The 16,847-nt window shown below is 46.1% G+C and carries 15 protein-coding genes and 1 pseudogene; 12 read left to right on the top strand and 4 right to left on the bottom strand.

Annotated elements, in window-relative coordinates:
- Positions 1-2: 2 nt before the first annotated feature.
- The 6 genes from ASD40_RS35430 (at position 3) to ASD40_RS35405 (ending at position 7,757) form a co-directional block, all read left to right on the top strand.
- Positions 3-1,190, top strand: a complete 1,188-nt coding sequence (locus tag ASD40_RS35430; protein WP_057307830.1) for a M24 family metallopeptidase — start codon at positions 3-5, stop codon at positions 1,188-1,190.
- A 110-nt stretch (positions 1,191-1,300) separates the two neighbouring features.
- Complete coding sequence (locus ASD40_RS35425) at positions 1,301-3,088, top strand: cache domain-containing sensor histidine kinase (protein ID WP_057307829.1); 1,788 nt, start codon at positions 1,301-1,303, stop codon at positions 3,086-3,088.
- Entirely contained in the window at positions 3,060-4,520 is a 1,461-nt protein-coding gene (locus tag ASD40_RS35420) for a response regulator (protein ID WP_057307828.1), read from the top strand. The genes ASD40_RS35425 and ASD40_RS35420 overlap by 29 nt, the downstream gene beginning before the upstream one ends.
- Positions 4,521-4,635: 115 nt before the next feature.
- Positions 4,636-5,961 carry an ABC transporter substrate-binding protein gene (locus tag ASD40_RS35415; RefSeq protein WP_235549508.1) on the top strand — a complete coding sequence of 442 codons (1,326 nt, stop codon included), beginning with the start codon at positions 4,636-4,638 and terminating at the stop codon, positions 5,959-5,961.
- A 72-nt stretch (positions 5,962-6,033) separates the two neighbouring features.
- Positions 6,034-6,909 (top strand): carbohydrate ABC transporter permease, encoded by an 876-nt coding sequence (locus ASD40_RS35410; protein ID WP_057307826.1) that lies wholly within the window; start codon positions 6,034-6,036, stop codon positions 6,907-6,909.
- A gap of 23 nt (positions 6,910-6,932) precedes the next feature.
- Positions 6,933-7,757 carry a carbohydrate ABC transporter permease gene (locus ASD40_RS35405; RefSeq protein ID WP_057307825.1) on the top strand — a complete coding sequence of 275 codons (825 nt, stop codon included), beginning with the start codon at positions 6,933-6,935 and terminating at the stop codon, positions 7,755-7,757.
- Positions 7,758-7,852: 95 nt separating this feature from the next.
- On the opposite strand, the gene clpP is transcribed toward ASD40_RS35405, so the two are convergent.
- Genes clpP through ASD40_RS35390 form a run of 3 tightly spaced genes read right to left on the bottom strand, consistent with a single transcriptional unit; the run spans position 7,853 to position 9,358 of the window.
- Entirely contained in the window at positions 7,853-8,434 is a 582-nt protein-coding gene (gene clpP / locus ASD40_RS35400) for an ATP-dependent Clp endopeptidase proteolytic subunit ClpP (RefSeq protein WP_057307824.1), read from the bottom strand.
- Between the two features lie 32 nt (positions 8,435-8,466).
- Complete coding sequence (locus ASD40_RS35395; protein ID WP_057307823.1) at positions 8,467-8,760, bottom strand: hypothetical protein; 294 nt, start codon at positions 8,758-8,760, stop codon at positions 8,467-8,469.
- Positions 8,761-8,773: 13 nt separating this feature from the next.
- The gene (locus tag ASD40_RS35390) at positions 8,774-9,358 is read right to left on the bottom strand and encodes an ArsR/SmtB family transcription factor (protein ID WP_057307822.1); all 585 of its coding nucleotides are present in this window, start codon (positions 9,356-9,358) and stop codon (positions 8,774-8,776) included.
- A 227-nt stretch (positions 9,359-9,585) separates the two neighbouring features.
- Here ASD40_RS35390 and ASD40_RS35385 point away from each other — a divergent pair, with 227 nt between their 5' ends.
- From ASD40_RS35385 to ASD40_RS35375, 3 genes are read left to right on the top strand one after another with little or no spacing between them, the layout of a single operon-like run.
- The gene (locus tag ASD40_RS35385; protein ID WP_235549507.1) at positions 9,586-10,257 is read left to right on the top strand and encodes a GntR family transcriptional regulator; all 672 of its coding nucleotides are present in this window, start codon (positions 9,586-9,588) and stop codon (positions 10,255-10,257) included.
- 57 nt (positions 10,258-10,314) lie between these two features.
- The gene (gene uxuA, locus ASD40_RS35380) at positions 10,315-11,397 is read left to right on the top strand and encodes a mannonate dehydratase (RefSeq protein WP_057307820.1); all 1,083 of its coding nucleotides are present in this window, start codon (positions 10,315-10,317) and stop codon (positions 11,395-11,397) included.
- 2 nt (positions 11,398-11,399) lie between these two features.
- Positions 11,400-12,254 carry an SDR family oxidoreductase gene (locus ASD40_RS35375; protein WP_057307819.1) on the top strand — a complete coding sequence of 285 codons (855 nt, stop codon included), beginning with the start codon at positions 11,400-11,402 and terminating at the stop codon, positions 12,252-12,254.
- Between the two features lie 229 nt (positions 12,255-12,483).
- Here the strand turns inward: ASD40_RS35375 and ASD40_RS36905 are convergent.
- A pseudogene (locus ASD40_RS36905) lies at positions 12,484-12,660 on the bottom strand (helix-turn-helix domain-containing protein); the annotation flags it as partial.
- Positions 12,661-13,068: 408 nt separating this feature from the next.
- On the opposite strand from ASD40_RS36905, the gene ASD40_RS35370 reads away from it, so the two are divergent.
- From ASD40_RS35370 to ASD40_RS35360, 3 genes are all read left to right on the top strand, one after another.
- A complete protein-coding gene (locus ASD40_RS35370; RefSeq protein ID WP_057307818.1) occupies positions 13,069-14,532 on the top strand; it encodes a glycoside hydrolase family 32 protein in 1,464 nt (487 codons plus the stop codon).
- A gap of 12 nt (positions 14,533-14,544) precedes the next feature.
- A complete protein-coding gene (locus ASD40_RS35365; RefSeq protein WP_057307817.1) occupies positions 14,545-15,894 on the top strand; it encodes an ABC transporter substrate-binding protein in 1,350 nt (449 codons plus the stop codon).
- Positions 15,895-15,960: 66 nt separating this feature from the next.
- A complete protein-coding gene (locus ASD40_RS35360) occupies positions 15,961-16,839 on the top strand; it encodes a carbohydrate ABC transporter permease (protein ID WP_200957506.1) in 879 nt (292 codons plus the stop codon).
- Positions 16,840-16,847 lie beyond the last annotated feature (8 nt).

The following is a 16,847-nucleotide window of genomic DNA, read 5'->3' as shown; positions in this document are numbered from 1 at the left end:
ATATGACTATTTTTCAGCAGCGGCAGCAGGCACTGCAGCGTGAGATGATCGAGCGAGGTTGGTCGGGCTTCTTGGTCACGAACAACGTCGATATATATTACTACTGCGGATCCATGCAGACGGGGTATTTGTTTATTCCGGCGGAGGGAGACGCGCTTTACCTCGTACGCCGAAGTTTGGTCCGAGCGGAGGAGGAAGCGTCAGCGGACGTGGAAGCGCTGGGGTCTTTGAAGACGCTGGGTGAGCGTCTTCGCGCGCGCTGCGCGGGCGGCGGCGGATCCGCGGCTTCGCCGCTGCGGATCGGGACAGAGCTGGACGTGTTACCCGTCCAGCTGTACTTGCGGCTGCAGGCCGCGCTGCCCGGCGCGGCCTGGGAGGACGGCTCGCTGCTCGTGCGCGAGCAGCGGATGATCAAATCGCCGGACGAAGTCACGGCGATTCGAGCGGCTGCGCGCGTCGTCGACGCAGCGCTGGAAGCGGTCATCCCCCACATTCGTGAGGGGATGGCGGAGTTTGAGCTGATGGCGCTCATCGAGCATCAGCTCCGGCTGCGCGGGCACCAAGGGCTGATGCGCATGCGCGCGTACAATTCCGAGTTGATAACCGGAATGGTAGCGGCAGGCGCGGCGGCAGCGGTGCCCACCTATTTTGACGGGCCGGCCGGGGGCACGGGGCTTCACCCGTCCAGCCCGCAAAGCTCGGGCCGCGCGCTGATTGGGCGCGGCGAACCGATTCTCGTCGATATCGGCTGCTCGATCGACGGCTATCTGATCGATCAGACGCGCACGCTCGTGATCGGCGATCTAGACCCTGAGCTGCAGCGGGCCTATAACGTGGCGGAGCAGGTGCTTCGCGCCACGGAAGCCAGGCTGCAGCCTGGCATTATCGCCGAGCATCTGTATCTGCTCGCGTTGGATCAAGTGCAGGAAGCGGGGCTAAGCGCTCACTTCATGGGGTACGGCGCCGACCAAGTGAAATTCCTTGGTCATGGCATTGGGCTCGAAATCGACGAACTGCCCGTTCTCGCCAAAGGCTTCAAATACCCGCTGGCGCCCGGCATGGTCATCGCGATCGAACCTAAATTCACCTTCCCCGGTCGCGGGGTGGTTGGTATTGAGGATACGTATTTGATTACCGAGAATGGTTATGAAAAGCTGACAATCTCGAGGGACGGCATTCTCCGAGTATAACTAATTTTCCATAAATGAGAGACTGGCGGAAATTCATGCCAGTCTCTTTGTTTTTAATTAACAAGCAAGTATACTTGACCCATATGAAAATCATAAGGGGACAATGGACAATGAAATTGAGACATTTCATACCACAAACGTTAAAGTACAAGCTGTTCTTAGCTTTTCTACTTGTTATTCTGCTGCCCATCATCATCTTAAATATGACGCACGTTCAAAAGTTTGAGACGTTAATGAGAGAACAAGTTAGCAGCCAAAATCTCGAACAAATGACAACGATTACATCCTCGCTTGGCAGTTTATTAAGTGTTTCAGAGAAGACCTTTACCCTGATTGAACAGGATTCTTTTGTAACTGCGATTTTGAGAAACCCCGAAGCGGGGGGCTCTTATGCCTCTTTCCAACAAAGACAGAAAATTGAAGAGAAGTTTAATGCTATTAATAATAGTGTGTTTATTGCTAATTCCTACGTCTACTATACCGTTCTCGATACGGAAGATCATGTTTACACCTCCTATGGACCTACTCATATATTAAGCCACGCTGCTCTTTCGGCAATGCCAGTGATACAGGATGCTTTCCTTGGAAAGTCCCTTTCCAAATGGCAGTTAGAAGAAGGCGGGCTAACCTCAGCCTTTGGTATCCAACCCTCTTTATTAACCATGTATAAAGGATTACGAGACGAAAATAATCAGGTATATGCCGTTGTAAGAATTGGCGTTGACTATCAAAGCTGGCTTCGAAGTGCTATTCCAAGCCCGATGAATGATGAATTGTATGTATTGGCTTCTACAGAAGGAGAAATCTATGGGCGAAGCAACACATCCAACGCTCTTGCGCTGCCAAACCCAATGAATACGTTAGGTTGGGAGCCGACTGGAAGCAAGGTCGAGAATGACCACATCATTAGCTATTCTAAAATTCCGAGCTTGAATTGGTATCTGATCAAGAGTATCCCGACCAAATATCTGTTCCATAAAGTGAATCAGCTTCAGCAATCCTACTTTTTGACAACGCTGATTATTGCCGTTCTCTTTATTGTCATGACCTTTCTGATCTCGACCACCATCACGAGACCCCTGCAGCTTTTGCAGAGAAAAATGTCTGATGTCGTGAAGCGGAATTTGAAGATTCAATTGCCTGAGGAAAGCTATAAGGGGGAAATTCTAACCTTTATTCAGGCTTTTAATAAGATGGTTAGGGATGTGGAAAGTCTTCTTAACCGTTTAAAAGAGGAAGAACGCCACAAAGAGGCTATGCGTTTCCAAATGCTTTTGTCACAGATGAATCCGCACTTTCTGTTAAATACGTTAAATACGGTGAAATGGCTTGCCATTGAACTCGGTAATCATCAAATTCCTGAAGTATGCGAGTCACTCGGTAAGTTATTGGAAGCAGGAATGCGATTGGATGTGGATTTAATTCACCTGGAGCATGAGATGGAACTTGCCCAAAGATACATTCGTATTCAGCAGCTTCGCTATGACCGCGAATTTGATGTTCATATCACATTTGACCCAGAGCTTCGCCATGCGCTTGTTCCTAAGTTGAGTTTGCAGCCGCTAATTGAGAATAGCATTTATCATGGGTTTGCGAAGATCGAGAGGGCAGGCAGCATCCAAATTAGAGTTCAAAAACAAGAAAATAAGCTTGTTATCGAAGTGGAAGATAATGGAGTCGGAGTAGGTAACGCAGGGTCAACAACCAGTACAGGAAATGGCATTGCCTTGAAAAATCTCGAAGAGAGACTCGTGCTCCTGTTTCGAAAAGAAGGAACTTTGGCGATAGAATCCATCCCAATTGGGACATTAGTTCGCATTCGCATTCCGTTCTTGTTGTCTCCACCCTATTCGAAAGGGGAAAGCTTACATGTGGACAGTTCTCTTGGTAGAAGATGAAGCCTTCGTGAGACGAAGTATCCGAAAGGGAATGCCCTGGGAAGAAAATGGCTTCAAGGTGATAGAGGAATGCGGAAATGGACAAGAAGCCTTGGAATTCATCAGGAAAAAACAGCCGGATTTAGTTATTTGCGATATTATGATGCCTGTCATGAATGGTGTAGAGCTTCTTGTGCAGGTTCGCCGGGAGAATTTAGGAACAGCCTTCATTATGCTCACTGTCATGAATGATTTTAAGTTTATCCAGCAAGCGATGGAGCTAGGGGCATCGGGCTATGTGCTTAAGCTTTATTTGACTCCGGAGAAAATGACAGAGGCGCTGACGAAGGTAAAACGGGAGTTAGAAAGAAATTTACGTCTTATTTCTCAAGAAATAGACGATTACTGTGAGATTTTATATAACGAACCTAATGATCAGGTGCGGACGATTGAAAGCCCGGCTTTTATTCGGGATTCTTTTAACCCCGATCTACTTATCCTTGTTTTGCATGGACAAACCAATTTCGATAAGCCAGATTTGCTGCAACTGCCTTTATTCGACACGGAAATGAATGCAAGGATGCATCTTTTTACCAGGATGGGGATGACCACTGTCTTCTGCTGCGTTCCTGAGGAAACAAAGATTAGAATAAGGAACACTGAACAGAGTAGCGATTTCGTTGTTTTAATCTCAGAGCGGTTGTCGGATGAGCATATTCATACGGTTTGGAAAACCATGGTTTCTCGGTTGAGTGAACTATGGTATGCAGGTAGATCGGGCATTTTCTTCCACCAGCCCAAAACCTTGAAGTCTAATGTCTATTCAAACCTGCCTTGGTCCTTGGAGAAGAACCTAATCCAAGCTTTTGAACAGATGAACCAAGGATTACTGGATCTTTCATGGCAGGAAATCTGGTTGTGGATGAGGGACATAGAACTGTCTTTACTTCGTGTAAAAGAAATAATGCTGCGTTTGGATCGCAAATTTGCAGAGCTCGCATTCACGACAATTGACTCGTCAAATGCCTTTGTAGAGGCTCTTTCTCATAGGGAGGCGGGGACTCTTTTTAAACAGAGAATCGATATATACATGGCACAATGGAAGGCAACGAACTATGAGGTTACGGATCATGCTGAAATCAATAAAGTCATTGCCTATATGAATCAGCATTTTGAAGAAGAGATGCCGCTGTCGCTGCTTGCTGGTATTGCAACGATGGACGATAAATATTTGAGTGTCCTTTTTAAGAAAAAAACCGGTAAAACTATAACGGAATACATTATGGGGCTGCGCATTGAAAAGGCATGTCACCTGCTTCTGCACACGGATCAACCTGTTGCTCAAATCGGGGCCAATGTTGGTTTTGCTAATGAGAATTACTTCGCTCGCATATTTCGGAGAGAAGTCGGCATGCCGCCAAGTATTTTCAGACAACAAAATGCGAAGTTATGAAGAATCAAATCAAACTTTTGTGCTAAAAGAACAATACATTGTTCCTTCGAACCCTAAAAAGCTGGTGATATAGTTGATTTGTAACCAGTAAGGATATGAAATACAGGAGGGTCAAATGATGAATATGAAGAAAACAACGCTAAGTCTACTCTCTGCGGCTATTGTGTTAGGAGTTGCAGCAGGCTGCGGTTCGTCGGGGGAGAACGCCGCTAAAAATAGTCCTGCTGCTTCTTCAGAAGCTAAGAAAGCAGTCACGCTTACGATGTGGGGAGGCGTACCAGCCGAAGCCGGTCCGCAGTTGGTTGTTGATAATTGGAACGCAAAGAACCCCGATATTCAGGTGAAATATGAGCGTTTTGTCAATGATGATGCTGGCAATCTGAAGCTAGATACGGCTCTTACGACAAATCAAGGTATTGATTTATATGTCAACTATACCTTATCGGGTTTATCGAAACGTGTTGATGCTGGAACAGCACTCGATCTCAGTGAATTTAAAGACTACAATATTGACGATAAAATGGGCTCCGATGCAAAGGACTGGAAAGTAAAAGATAAGTATTACGGTCTTCCCACCAAAAAGAATGTATCTTTCGTGTGGTTGAACAAAAATGCACTCGATGAAGCGGGGCTGGCCGTTCCTGCGTTAGATTGGACGATGGCTGATTTGCAGCAATATGCGACGAAGCTCAAAAAAGGCACACGTTGGGGCTTTACAGAACATATTTCTGGATACACCAACTTTTTTGATGGAGCCAGTGCCGGAGCGGGATTCACGAAAGCGGATGGGACATCCAACCTCGACGAACCGACTGTTCGTAAGGCATACGAAGCGATGTTTGACATGATGCATAATGATAAATCAATGCCTCTTCTTGGTGAACAAATGACGAGCAAAATGCCAACCGATTCGATGTTTTTAAAAGGCGAAACAGCCATGCTGGGAGCGGGCGAGTTTATATTCCGCAGTTCAAACAACATGAAAGATTTCCCGCGTGACTTCAAGATTGCTTTTGCCACGGTTCCTAAAGTGACGAAAGAACAGACTACTTTTAAATATCCGGGAGGACTTGGCGATGTTATTTCCATTAATCCAAACTCGAAGAACAAAGAGCAAGCTTGGAAGTTTTTGAAATGGTATGCAGATGGTGGAATGATGCCGCTTGCTGCTGGCGGTCGCATTCCCTCTTCTAAAGACGCGAATGTGGAAGAAGCCATTAAACTTCTCCTTGGAGATAATGAAAAAACATATGATGTGGATTCGCTCAAAAAGGTTGTATTCGGCAAGTTCCCTACGTTTACAGCAACGCTTCCGCAACAGGTTGTGGATGCGCGAAGAGAAGAATATGAGAAATATTTTTTGAAGGCACAATCCTTAGATGACACCCTTAAGAATTCGGTCAAGCGCCATAACGACTACTTATCCAAAAATAAGAAATAGCAAGAAAGATGGGGGGATGCATCAAGAAAGAGGCACCTCCCTTTTTTGTTCAAAAAAGGAGTGATTTATGGAATGAACTGGGCAAAAAAACAACGTAGATTAGGGTACTTGTTCATTTTACCTAATATGCTAGGCGTCATCTTATTCTTTGTAATCCCTGCCATATTCTCGCTGGGGATTATGTTCACGAATTATAAATACACATCGCCAGATATCGAATGGATCGGCCTCGATAATTTCAATAGATTATTTCATGACCCCGTATTCTATGTTTCATTGAAGAAAACAGCCTTATTTCTTGCCGCTGTCCCTGTTTCAATCGGATTGGCCTTTCTTGTAGCTCTTGTATTGAATCGCAATGTGTATGTAAAGAGTCTGCTAAGGGCTATGTTTTTCATGCCGTACATTACGAGCGGTGTAGCTGTAGCTTTTGTATGGATGCTTCTGTTTCAGCCGTCGCAGGGACCTATTAACAGTTTTCTCCGTTCCATTGGCATTGATAATCCGCCAGGATGGATGTCTACGACGACCTCTTCGATGTATGCCATAGACATTATTTGGATCTGGTTTCTTCTTGGTTATAATATGATCATTTATTTGGCGGCTTTTCAAGAAATACCGCAAGAACAACTGGAAGCCGCAAAAATCGATGGAGCAAGCTCATGGACGACAGTTTGGAAAATCATCTTCCCGCTAGTGAGTCCCTCCACGTTCTTATTAATGATTACGGGCTTAATTACGTCAATGAAGACGTTTGGTATGATTGAAGCTGTTACGCAAGGCGGACCTGGAGGCAGTACAACGATTTTATCCTTGTTTATTTACCACAATGCGTTTCGTTACTATGAAATGGGCTATGCTTCAGCCATCTCATGGGTCTTATTCGCTATCATCTTCTTGATTACGATGATTCAATGGGTTGGCCAGAAGCGATGGGTTCACTATTAAGTAAAAACCGGAGTTGAGACATTATGGAGATAAAATCAACAAAATTACTATATACGATTGCCATGCTGGTACTGGGTCTTTTCATGATTTTGCCGTTTCTTTGGATGATAAGTACATCTTTTAAAACACCCAATGAAGTGTTCCAGTACCCGATCCAGTGGATACCCCAAAAGGTGACGTTTGAACATCATCTTAAAGTGTGGACAGGCAAGGAAAGCTTTCTTATTTATTATATGAATTCGTTGAAAATAGCGCTGATTTGCATGATTGGAGCTACATTCTTATCCTCCTTAGCGGCTTATGGATTTTCGCGAATTGAGTTTAAGGGAAGAAACCTGCTCTTCATGTTTTACTTGTCGATGATGATGGTTCCACCCCAAGTGTTATTTGTTCCGAAATTTATTTTGTTTGATAAAATAGGGATTTATAATACGCACTGGGCACTTATTCTTCCTGGCTTGTTTACCATTTTCGGGGTATTTCTGATGAGACAATTTTTCATGTCGATCCCGCAGGAGATTACTGAATCGGCCTTTGTAGACGGGGCTGGTCACTTCCGTATTTTCTTTCAGCTCATGCTGCCACTGGCCAAACCGGCATTGGCTACCTTAGCGATTATTGATTTCTCCTGGAACTGGAATGACTATGAGAATGCCCTCGTTTTCCTGCTTGACCGTGATCTGTATACAGTCCCATTGGGCATGCAGAATTTCATTCTAGAATTCAATATTGACTATAACGGGATGATGGCGGCAACATCTGCTGGCATTGTTCCCATGCTGCTTGTATTTCTTATTGGACAAAAATATATCATTCAAGGGATTACGGGTTCCGCGGTAAAAGGTTAAGGGTTGATAGGAGACGTACATTCCCTTAAGGGACTCAATTGAAAAACCCTAGCCAGTGGCTAGGGTTTTTCAATCTTGATTTATAAAATGAACGATTAGATTTTCTCAATTACCTTATCAATCAACCCATACGTTTTCGCATCTTCAGCGGTTAGGAAATAATCACGGTCTGTATCTAGTTCAATCTTCTCGATCGGCTGCTTAGTTGTATCAGCAAGTATACGATTGAGTGTTCGCCGTGTTTTGAGAATGTGCTGGGCACGAATATGAATATCGCTGGCTTGGCCTTGCGCGCCTCCCCATGGTTGGTGAATCATGACCTCGGCATTAGGGAGAGCGAACCTTTTGCCAGGTGCACCTGCCGTTAAGAGAATGGCACCCATGGATGCGGCCATACCTACGCAGATGGTGGAAACGTCAGGTTTAATGAAATGCATCGTATCGAAAATCGCGAGTCCTGCAGATGTTGAACCGCCGGGTGAGTTGATGTAGAGAGAAATATCCTTCTCCGGATCTTCCGCGGAAAGGAACAACAATTGGGCAACAATCGCATTCGCCACTTGATCGTTAACCTCCGTGCCAAGGAACACAATGCGATCTTTGAGCAATCTGGAATAAATGTCGTAAGAGCGCTCGCCGCGCGAAGATTGTTCGACTACCATAGGTATGAAACTCATAGGAATCATCCTTTCATTTTTAAGTATTATATTTAAGAAGCTTTGCTTTGGACGGTATGACTGTGGACAGTACGTTTTTGACCAAAACCAGAGGATACCATGATTAAACGGATCGGTTCTTCGCCAGGGGTGGTTTGAAATTCACGAACGGTGAAGGTAGCTTCTGATTCATAAGGCGAGGTGCCTTGACGACGATAAGAGTCGATCGAGATCACGTTGCTTCCTGAGGTTTCAGGAGTACGATCAACGGCTTGCTCCCAAGCAATAACAGGTGTTGCAGGTACTGCGTCATTCTGCGGTTTACTTGTTTGTTGTTCATGATTCATGGCGTTTGCCTCCTCATTCTTTCGGTTTGGGATATACGGCTAAAAAGACTTGATAAGCATCATTTCCGTCTTTGCAGCCCGAGTATCGATCAACCAATTGCTGCACCATGGCAGCGTACTCCTCAACGAATGTTTGCCTTTGCTGTTCATCAGACAGATGGACCTGCAGCTGAAGCGTAGCACTAGGAATCACTTCGCCCACATCGGATTGCTCCATAAGCAGCATCGCATCTCTACGAATCCGCTCGGATGTGGTCACAAGGTGAGCCAAAGAGCTCTGGTCCTTCAACCTCTGCAAGGTTTCAGGCTTCATACTTAACGATTCGGCCAATACGAATGTTTTGGCTATCGCTCTGTACAATACTTCGACCAGATTGCGCACCTGACGAGTGCCAACGCGTTGAACCAAGCCAGCTTTTTCCAAAGCTTTGAGGTGATAGTTAATGCGTTGGGCCGTTTCCCCGAGTGTTCGAGCCACTTCAGCAGCAGAGCCAGGTTCCAGCAGCTGAGCAATGATCTCCCCGCGAATAGGGTTCAACAAGACGGTAGCTTGCTCTGGAGACTCGATGTAATAGCTGTCTTGAATATCTTTTAGCATGGAGTGGATAGCCTCCAATACAAAGTATGTGTTACGTAAAAATATTTTATTACGTGGGAGATGAAATGTCAATGGGCGGGGGGAGAAGAGATTAAAGCATTTGATTTACTTAGGATTCTCTTCAGAGAGTAAGGATCATCAAACAATACAAGAAATACCCTTCATACTACCATACAAGTATGGTAGTATGAAGGGTATAAGATAAATCAGGGAGGTGAATCACAACATTGTATATAAAACCACATATAAGTACTTCCCGTGATGCAGTCTATCATGAGCTAAAAGAGCAAATACTTCAACTCGATCTGCTGCCGGGCACTGTTATCTCCGAGAAAGAAATATCAGTTAAATTTAATGTGAGCCGGACCCCGGTACGCGAAAGTTTCGTTCAATTATCACAGGAAGGTCTACTGGATATCTATCCCCAGCGCGGCACGGTCGTGTCACTCATCGACTTGCAGCTAGTGGAAGAGGCTCGTTTCATCCGGGAACAGTTGGAACGAGCCGTCATCAGCCTAGCTTGCGCTAACTTCCCAGCAGAGTCTTTCCAGATGCTTCTGTCCAATCTGGCGCAGCAGCAAATTAGTATGCGTGAGCAGGACTTCAAAATGATGTTCGAGCTTGACGAAGCGTTTCATCGGACGATATTTGTAGGCTGTAGGAAGCTGAATACATGGGCTGTGATCCAGCAAATCAATGTTCATCTCAATCGCACCCGTATGCTCAGACTGGCAGCAGATCACCGTTGGGATGAGCTGTATGATCATCATCAACAGATGGTGGAAGCGATCGAACTTCATCAGGTCGGAAAGGCTGAGCAATTGATGAACACTCATCTGCACCTCACGATTGCTGATCAAGCCATACTTAAGGAGAAATTTCCGGCTTATTTTAAATGAAGCCGATTAGGAAATCAAAAGTTGCAATAAATAGCTGATAGGAGGCGGAAGTGTTCGATGAAAATGGTTTTTCGCTGGTTTGGCGAGGGCAACGATACAGTGACATTGGATCAAATTAGACAAATTCCCGGTGTGGAGGGCATTGTTTGGGCTCTGCATGATGCTCCGGCCGGTGAAGAGTGGCCGATGGATAAAATCATGAAGGTCAAGGCTGCTGCCGACCAGGCCGGTCTTCATATGAAAGTTGTTGAAAGCGTCAACATTCATGAAGATATCAAACTTGGGCTTCCGAGCCGTGACACCTACATCGCTAATTATAAGAAGACTATCGTTAAACTGGCAAAGGTCGGTGTTAAGGTGATTTGCTATAATTTCATGCCCGTGTTTGACTGGATACGAACCGATCTGCACAAAGCGTTGGAAGATGGATCAACAGCGCTATTTTATGAGAAAAGTAAAGTCGCTAATCTCAATCTGTTCGAGCAGGTGGAGAGGATTAACGCTAATCCAAAGTTCACGATGCCGGGCTGGGAGCCGGAGCGGCTGGCTCGTTTAACAGAATTGTTCGAAGCCTACCAAGAAGTGACGGAAGAGCATCTTTGGGTGAATGCTAAGTACTTTCTGGATGAAATCATTCCATTCGCTGCTGAACATGACATCCGTATGGCTATCCATCCAGATGATCCGCCTTGGCCTATCTTCGGATTGCCGCGCATCATTACCAGTCAAGCGAATATTCGTCGTTTTCTAGGGCTATTTGACAGTCCCTATAATGGTCTTACAATGTGTAGCGGATCGCTCGGAGCGAACCCGTCCAATGATATTATAGGAATCGTTCATGAGTTTGCCGACCGTATTCCGTTTGCGCATATTCGCAATGTTCGTGTCTATGAGAATGGCGATTTTATTGAAACTTCCCATCGTTCGACGGACGGGACTGTGGATATTGCCGGCATTGTAAACGCGCTGCACGCAAATGATTACGATGGTTATTGCCGCCCGGATCACGGTAGACATATCTGGGATGAGCAGTGCAGACCCGGGTACGGCCTTTACGATCGGGCACTGGGCATCATGTATTTGTGGGGATTATGGGACGCTAACCGCAGAAGCGAAAAAGCAGAAAGGATGGTCAACTAGACATGATCGATATCACTTATTTTCCATCGTTACAAGGAAAAATCATCGTTATTACAGGAGGGGCCGGCGTGCTATGCCGGGTCATGGCTCTGGAACTGGCGCGTCAAGGCGGGCGTGTTGCGATTCTGAATCGCTCGCTGGACAAGGGCCTAGAAGTCGTGACCGAGATCACAGCCGCTGGCGGCGAAGCCATTGCGTTATCTTGCGATGTGACCGACGCAGATAGTGTAACGCTAGCTGCCGAAGCGGTTATGGAGCAGTTTGGCCCGTGCGACATCCTGATAAATGGCGCAGGCGGCAACCATGCCAGCGCAAACACGACGAATGAAACGTTTAAATTGGAAGACTTAGCCAACCCGGACATCCAAACGTTTTATGATCTTAGCGTGACAGGCTTCCGTAATGTACTTGACCTGAATTTCGTTGGAACCCTCATTCCGACGCAGATCTTCACGAGACAGATGATCGGCAGATCAGATGTTACCGTCATCAACATTTCATCAATGAGCGCCCCTTCGCCGATGACGAAGGTTCCGGCTTACAGTGCCGCGAAGGCAGCGATCGACAACTTCACGCAGTGGCTGGCCGTGCACTTGGCCGAAAGCGGCATCCGCGTCAACGCCATTGCGCCCGGCTTCTTCTTGACGAAGCAGAATGAGAGGCTGCTGCTCAAAGAAGACGGTTCGCTAACCGAACGCTCACACAAGATCATAAACCATACGCCGATGCGCCGCTTCGGCAAGCCCGAGGATCTGCTTGGCACGCTTCTATGGTTGACGGACGCCAATTTGTCTGGCTTCGTTACCGGTGCCACCATCCCTGTGGATGGCGGATTTATGGCTTACTCGGGCGTGTAAGCATTTTAAACATTCTAAAGTTTGCAGCTCAATCTTTACTGTACCTGTCGGTCCAGCCGTATTCTTATCCTCACTAATGTCGGATTACGTGTCCGACACATGGTAAGTCATAGCACAAAAGGAAGCAAGACTGTATAAAAAAAGCATAAATTCCGCACATGCACTGTCCTTTTTCATACAAAAGGCAGTGCTTGTTCTATTTCCGGAACAGTCAGTGTTGTTGGCACCTCTATTCGTATATGGAACATAGCTTTCTATACTCGCTTGGAGAGATCCCCGACCACCGTTTGAATTGTCGGCTGAAATGGGCGTTATCCCTGTAGCCAAGAACCGAGGAAATCTTCTGTACAGACAGCATCGGATTGGCAAGAAGCAGCTTCGCTCCGTGAAGGACGAGCTCCGACATGGTGGCTTTAGCCCACTTCTCTGTCTTTTCTTATCTTGTCAGGAGCTCCCGGACGCTTGAAATGAAGTAGCCCAGTGTTGGGTGACAAACAAGTTCTGAAGTAGAAAATCAACGTTACATTGAGGAAGAGAGAGTGGTTTAGTCGTATGGAAGCTAGATAAGTCACACCGTTGCGAGACATCGATAGGCCATCAATTATGATGAAGAAATGAAAAAATAGCTTCATTCTGGCATTAGGTACTTTGTTACAACAACGAGAAATCCTCTCTCAACATGCTAAATAAACACGACTTCGGACCTGTAGAGTTCAAATCTAAAAATATTGAACATATAAAAAAAATGTTTGAATTTAAAGCGCTTTCTAAGTCGTTCTATAATAGAATTACAACAACCGAAAGGAGTCGCTACATGTCAAACAGATTTTATAAACCCGATAAAGCTTGGGTAGGAGATTTAATTCCCTTCTACAAGGACGGGACGTTCAGACTGTTCTATCTTCATGATTGGAGAGAGAACAAGCAAATGTACGGAGAAGGCACTTCCTGGTTCGAGCTTCGCTCTAACGATTTCGTTACATATGAAGAGATGGGGGAAAAGTTGAAGCACGGCAGTAATGAAGAGCAGGATATGAATTGCTATACAGGCTCTATCATTGAAGCGAATGGCGAATATCATCTCTTCTATACTGGCAAAAATCTTTATCCGAATTTTTGCGAGGATGGCATACCGCTCGAGTGTGTTATGCATGCTGTCAGCAAGGATATGGAGACATGGACGAAACTTCCTGAGGACACGTTCTATTCAGATGGGGTTCGGTATGAGCGGCATGATTGGAGGGACCCACATGTGATTTGGAACGAAGAAGCAGGGGAATACTGGATGCTGCTTGCTGCCAGACTTAAAGAAGGACTCGCGAGACGAAGAGGCTGCATTGCACTTTGCTCGTCGAAGGATCTGAAGTCATGGGAAATTCGCGAGCCTTTCTGGGATCCAAAGCTGTATGTGACCCACGAATGTCCAGATTTGTTCCGAATAGGCGAATGGTGGTACCTGGTGTACTCCACGTTCTCTGAACGTTTTGTCACTCATTACCGGATGAGCAAATCCCTTAGTGGTCCTTGGACGGCGCCGAAACATGATGCGTTCGACGGGCGCGCATTCTATGCTGCCAAAACGTGGGGCGATGGAGAAAAACGGTACGCGTTCGGTTGGGTCCCAAGCAAGGAACATGAAAATGATTTTGGCGATTGGCAATGGGCCGGCAATCTAGTTGTACATGAGGTGGCCCAGCAGACCGACGGGACGTTGACAGTCCACACCCCGGAGGCCTTGGATCGACATTTTGGTAGCCAGCAACCTATCCTATATCAAGCGCGGATTGGAAATTGGCATACAATAGACGTTTCCGCATTCGTGGAAGCTGATGAAACATTCGCTTCCATTTCGGCAGGGGCGATGCCTGCCACTTGCAAAATCAAGGCGAATGTGACGTTCACAGACCAGACACGCGGCTGTGGCGTTATGCTAAGAGCAAACTCAAATATGGACGAGTGCTATTACATTCGCATCGAACCGATGCATAACCGGCTCGTATTCGACTTCTGGCCAAGAAGAATTAAGGGAGAAGCTCAATGGCACATTGCGGGAGATAAGCCGTATGCGGTAGAGCTGGAAATACCTATCGATTTACAAGCCGGCATCGCGTATGAAATCAAGGTTATCGTCGAAAATTCCGTATGCGTTGTTTATTTGAACAATCAAGTAGCGATGACCACGAGGATTTACAACATGAAAGAAGGCGACTGGGGATTCTTCGTCCAGGAAGGACGCGCCATATTTGAACAAGTAGAACTATCAGTTCCAAATTCATAAGGGGGTTATCCAATGAAACGCTTTACTAAATGGTCTGTGCTTGCCCTTTCGGTTGTGATCTCAATTCCTCTACTTAGTGCATGCAGTGCAAAACAGAACGCGGACACGGGAAAAGCAAGTCCGGCCGCTACCGCTGGCAATGCCACGAAGAAAACGTACAAATGGTTCGTGGGTCGAGGTGTAGACAGTGCTCCGGCCGTTACTGTTAAAGAGATCGCAGATGAATACTCGAAGACGCATCCAGAATTCCAACTCGTTCTTGAAGGGACTGGCGATCGACCGTCTTACTTACAGAAGCTTCATACACTGATCGCGAGCAACGAAATGCCGGATATGTTCGACACGGATTCCGATGCTTACGCAGCGCAGTTGACCAAGCAAGGCAAGCTCGTCGACACGAAACAGATGCTTCAGGAACTAGACAAATATAATGATTTCCGCCCAATTGCGCTTCAATACCAGCAATTTGCGGACGGAAGCATGTACACGCTTCCGCTGGAATTCGGTATTGAGGTATTCTGGTACAACATCAAAATGTTCAAGAACCTCGGTATCACGCCGCCGAAAACATTCGACGAATTCATGAAAGTTGCAGACACGATCAAGAGCAACAAGATTACACCGATTGCAGTCGACGGAAAGGATAAATGGCCGGTTCTGCGATACTTGGCCTTCAAACCATTCCGCATGACGGGCAACGATTTCATCGAGAATGTAAAACAAGGAAAAGCGTCGTTCAAAGATCCTGCCGGAATGGAAGCGATTAACTTTGTCCATGATCTAGGTTCGAAGGGATACTTCCAACAAGGATTCTCTACGACGGATTACACGGCGGCACGGGACTTGTTCCTGGCAGGCAAAACGGGAATCTACTACATGGGTTCCTGGGAAACGATGAATTTCGCCAATGACAAAATTAGCCCGGAGATGAAAGACAATATCGGGTACTTCCTGATGCCGACTATGGATAGCGCTAAAACAGCTTCGAACGATTATTTCATTAACTCGGGTATCGGTCTCGCTTTCAACAAGAATACCTTCGACGATAATATGAAGGGATTCGTGAAGTATTTGCTAGATAAATATCCAGAGGCCTATACGAAGAAAGGACAATTCTCCCCATTTAAGTATTCGCTGGCCAAAATGGACGGTATGCCGGATATCTTCTACAATATCCAGGACGAAATCTCGAAATCGGGTACTGTATTCGCTGTACCGTGGGATACTAGACTCGACCCTGCGACGAACGAAACGCTGGGCAATGAACTGAATGCCTTGGGCATGGGTGCTATCGATCCGAAGGATTTTGCTCGTGAGATGGACGATGCCATTAAAGAAAACGCACCGAAATATTTCAAATAGCAATTGGCCAACCGAGATCTCCCGGTTGGCTCCATTCAAGATTTTCGATAAGGAATGAGTGAGGGCATGGAAAAAATACTTCGAGATCGGAAAGCCATACTTGTCTTCTTACTTCCAACGCTTGTTGTGTATTTGTTTACCGTAATGGCCCCCATCCTATGGTCCATTTATTATAGCTTCTTCTCATGGGATGGCGTCGCTCCAATGAAGTATATTGGATTGGATAATTACGTCAGAATGCTGACTCGCGACAAAACGTTTTGGAAAGCTTTTGAGAACAACATGGTGTACGTCGTTATTATCGTATTTATGCAAGTTTGCCTTGGACTGCTCGTTGCGATGCTGTTGACCAACATTCGTAAGGGTAGAGAGCTGTTCAAGACACTTTATTTCACACCTGCTATTATTACATCCGTCGCGATCTCCCAGTTGTTCCAAAACGTGTTCTCGTTCGAACCGATCGGCTTGCTGAATTATGTCCTTCAAAAGATCGGCTTGGAAGCGTGGAATCGGCCGTGGCTGGCAGATTTGAAATTGGCGCTCGTCGCCGTGTCGGTACAGGAAGGCTGGAGATTTATCGGACTGTATATGATTATCTTGTACACGGCCCTGATTTCGATCCCTTCGGATATTGAAGAGGCGGCGCGCATTGATGGGGCTTCCAAGTGGAGCTTATTCTTTCGCATCAAATTCCCGATGATCAAGCCTGTATTGATGGTATCGATCATAATGGCGACAACAGGTGCGCTCAAAGGCTTTGACATTCCGTTCCTATTGACGAACGGGGGACCTGGACGAGTGACAGAGCTTCTTCCTACCTACATGTACAAAACGGCATTCTCCAGCTTAGACTATGGGTACGGGAGCGCGATGGCAGTGTTTATCGTAATTGAAAGTTTGATCGCAGTCGCTTTTATCCGCAAAATGATGGACGAAAAATCGTAAGGAGACAA

The sequence above is a fragment of the Paenibacillus sp. Root444D2 genome, from assembly GCF_001426375.1.
GTDB lineage: Bacteria > Bacillota > Bacilli > Paenibacillales > NBRC-103111 > Paenibacillus_E.
This window is presented reverse-complemented; position numbering and strand designations above follow the sequence as displayed.

What these genes read in the sequence shown, in the direction of transcription:
- ASD40_RS35430 (WP_057307830.1), top strand. Translation starts at nt 3, where the DNA reads ATGACTATTTTTCAGCAGCGGCAGCAGGCACTGCAGCGTGAGATGATC.
- ASD40_RS35425 (WP_057307829.1), top strand. Translation starts at nt 1,301, where the DNA reads ATGAAATTGAGACATTTCATACCACAAACGTTAAAGTACAAGCTGTTC.
- ASD40_RS35420 (WP_057307828.1), top strand. Translation starts at nt 3,060, where the DNA reads ATGTGGACAGTTCTCTTGGTAGAAGATGAAGCCTTCGTGAGACGAAGT.
- ASD40_RS35415 (WP_235549508.1), top strand. Translation starts at nt 4,636, where the DNA reads ATGATGAATATGAAGAAAACAACGCTAAGTCTACTCTCTGCGGCTATT.
- ASD40_RS35410 (WP_057307826.1), top strand. Translation starts at nt 6,034, where the DNA reads ATGAACTGGGCAAAAAAACAACGTAGATTAGGGTACTTGTTCATTTTA.
- ASD40_RS35405 (WP_057307825.1), top strand. Translation starts at nt 6,933, where the DNA reads ATGGAGATAAAATCAACAAAATTACTATATACGATTGCCATGCTGGTA.
- clpP (WP_057307824.1), bottom strand. Translation starts at nt 8,434, where the DNA reads ATGAGTTTCATACCTATGGTAGTCGAACAATCTTCGCGCGGCGAGCGC.
- ASD40_RS35395 (WP_057307823.1), bottom strand. Translation starts at nt 8,760, where the DNA reads ATGAATCATGAACAACAAACAAGTAAACCGCAGAATGACGCAGTACCT.
- ASD40_RS35390 (WP_057307822.1), bottom strand. Translation starts at nt 9,358, where the DNA reads ATGCTAAAAGATATTCAAGACAGCTATTACATCGAGTCTCCAGAGCAA.
- uxuA (WP_057307820.1), top strand. Translation starts at nt 10,315, where the DNA reads ATGAAAATGGTTTTTCGCTGGTTTGGCGAGGGCAACGATACAGTGACA.
- ASD40_RS35375 (WP_057307819.1), top strand. Translation starts at nt 11,400, where the DNA reads ATGATCGATATCACTTATTTTCCATCGTTACAAGGAAAAATCATCGTT.
- ASD40_RS35370 (WP_057307818.1), top strand. Translation starts at nt 13,069, where the DNA reads ATGTCAAACAGATTTTATAAACCCGATAAAGCTTGGGTAGGAGATTTA.
- ASD40_RS35365 (WP_057307817.1), top strand. Translation starts at nt 14,545, where the DNA reads ATGAAACGCTTTACTAAATGGTCTGTGCTTGCCCTTTCGGTTGTGATC.
- ASD40_RS35360 (WP_200957506.1), top strand. Translation starts at nt 15,961, where the DNA reads ATGGAAAAAATACTTCGAGATCGGAAAGCCATACTTGTCTTCTTACTT.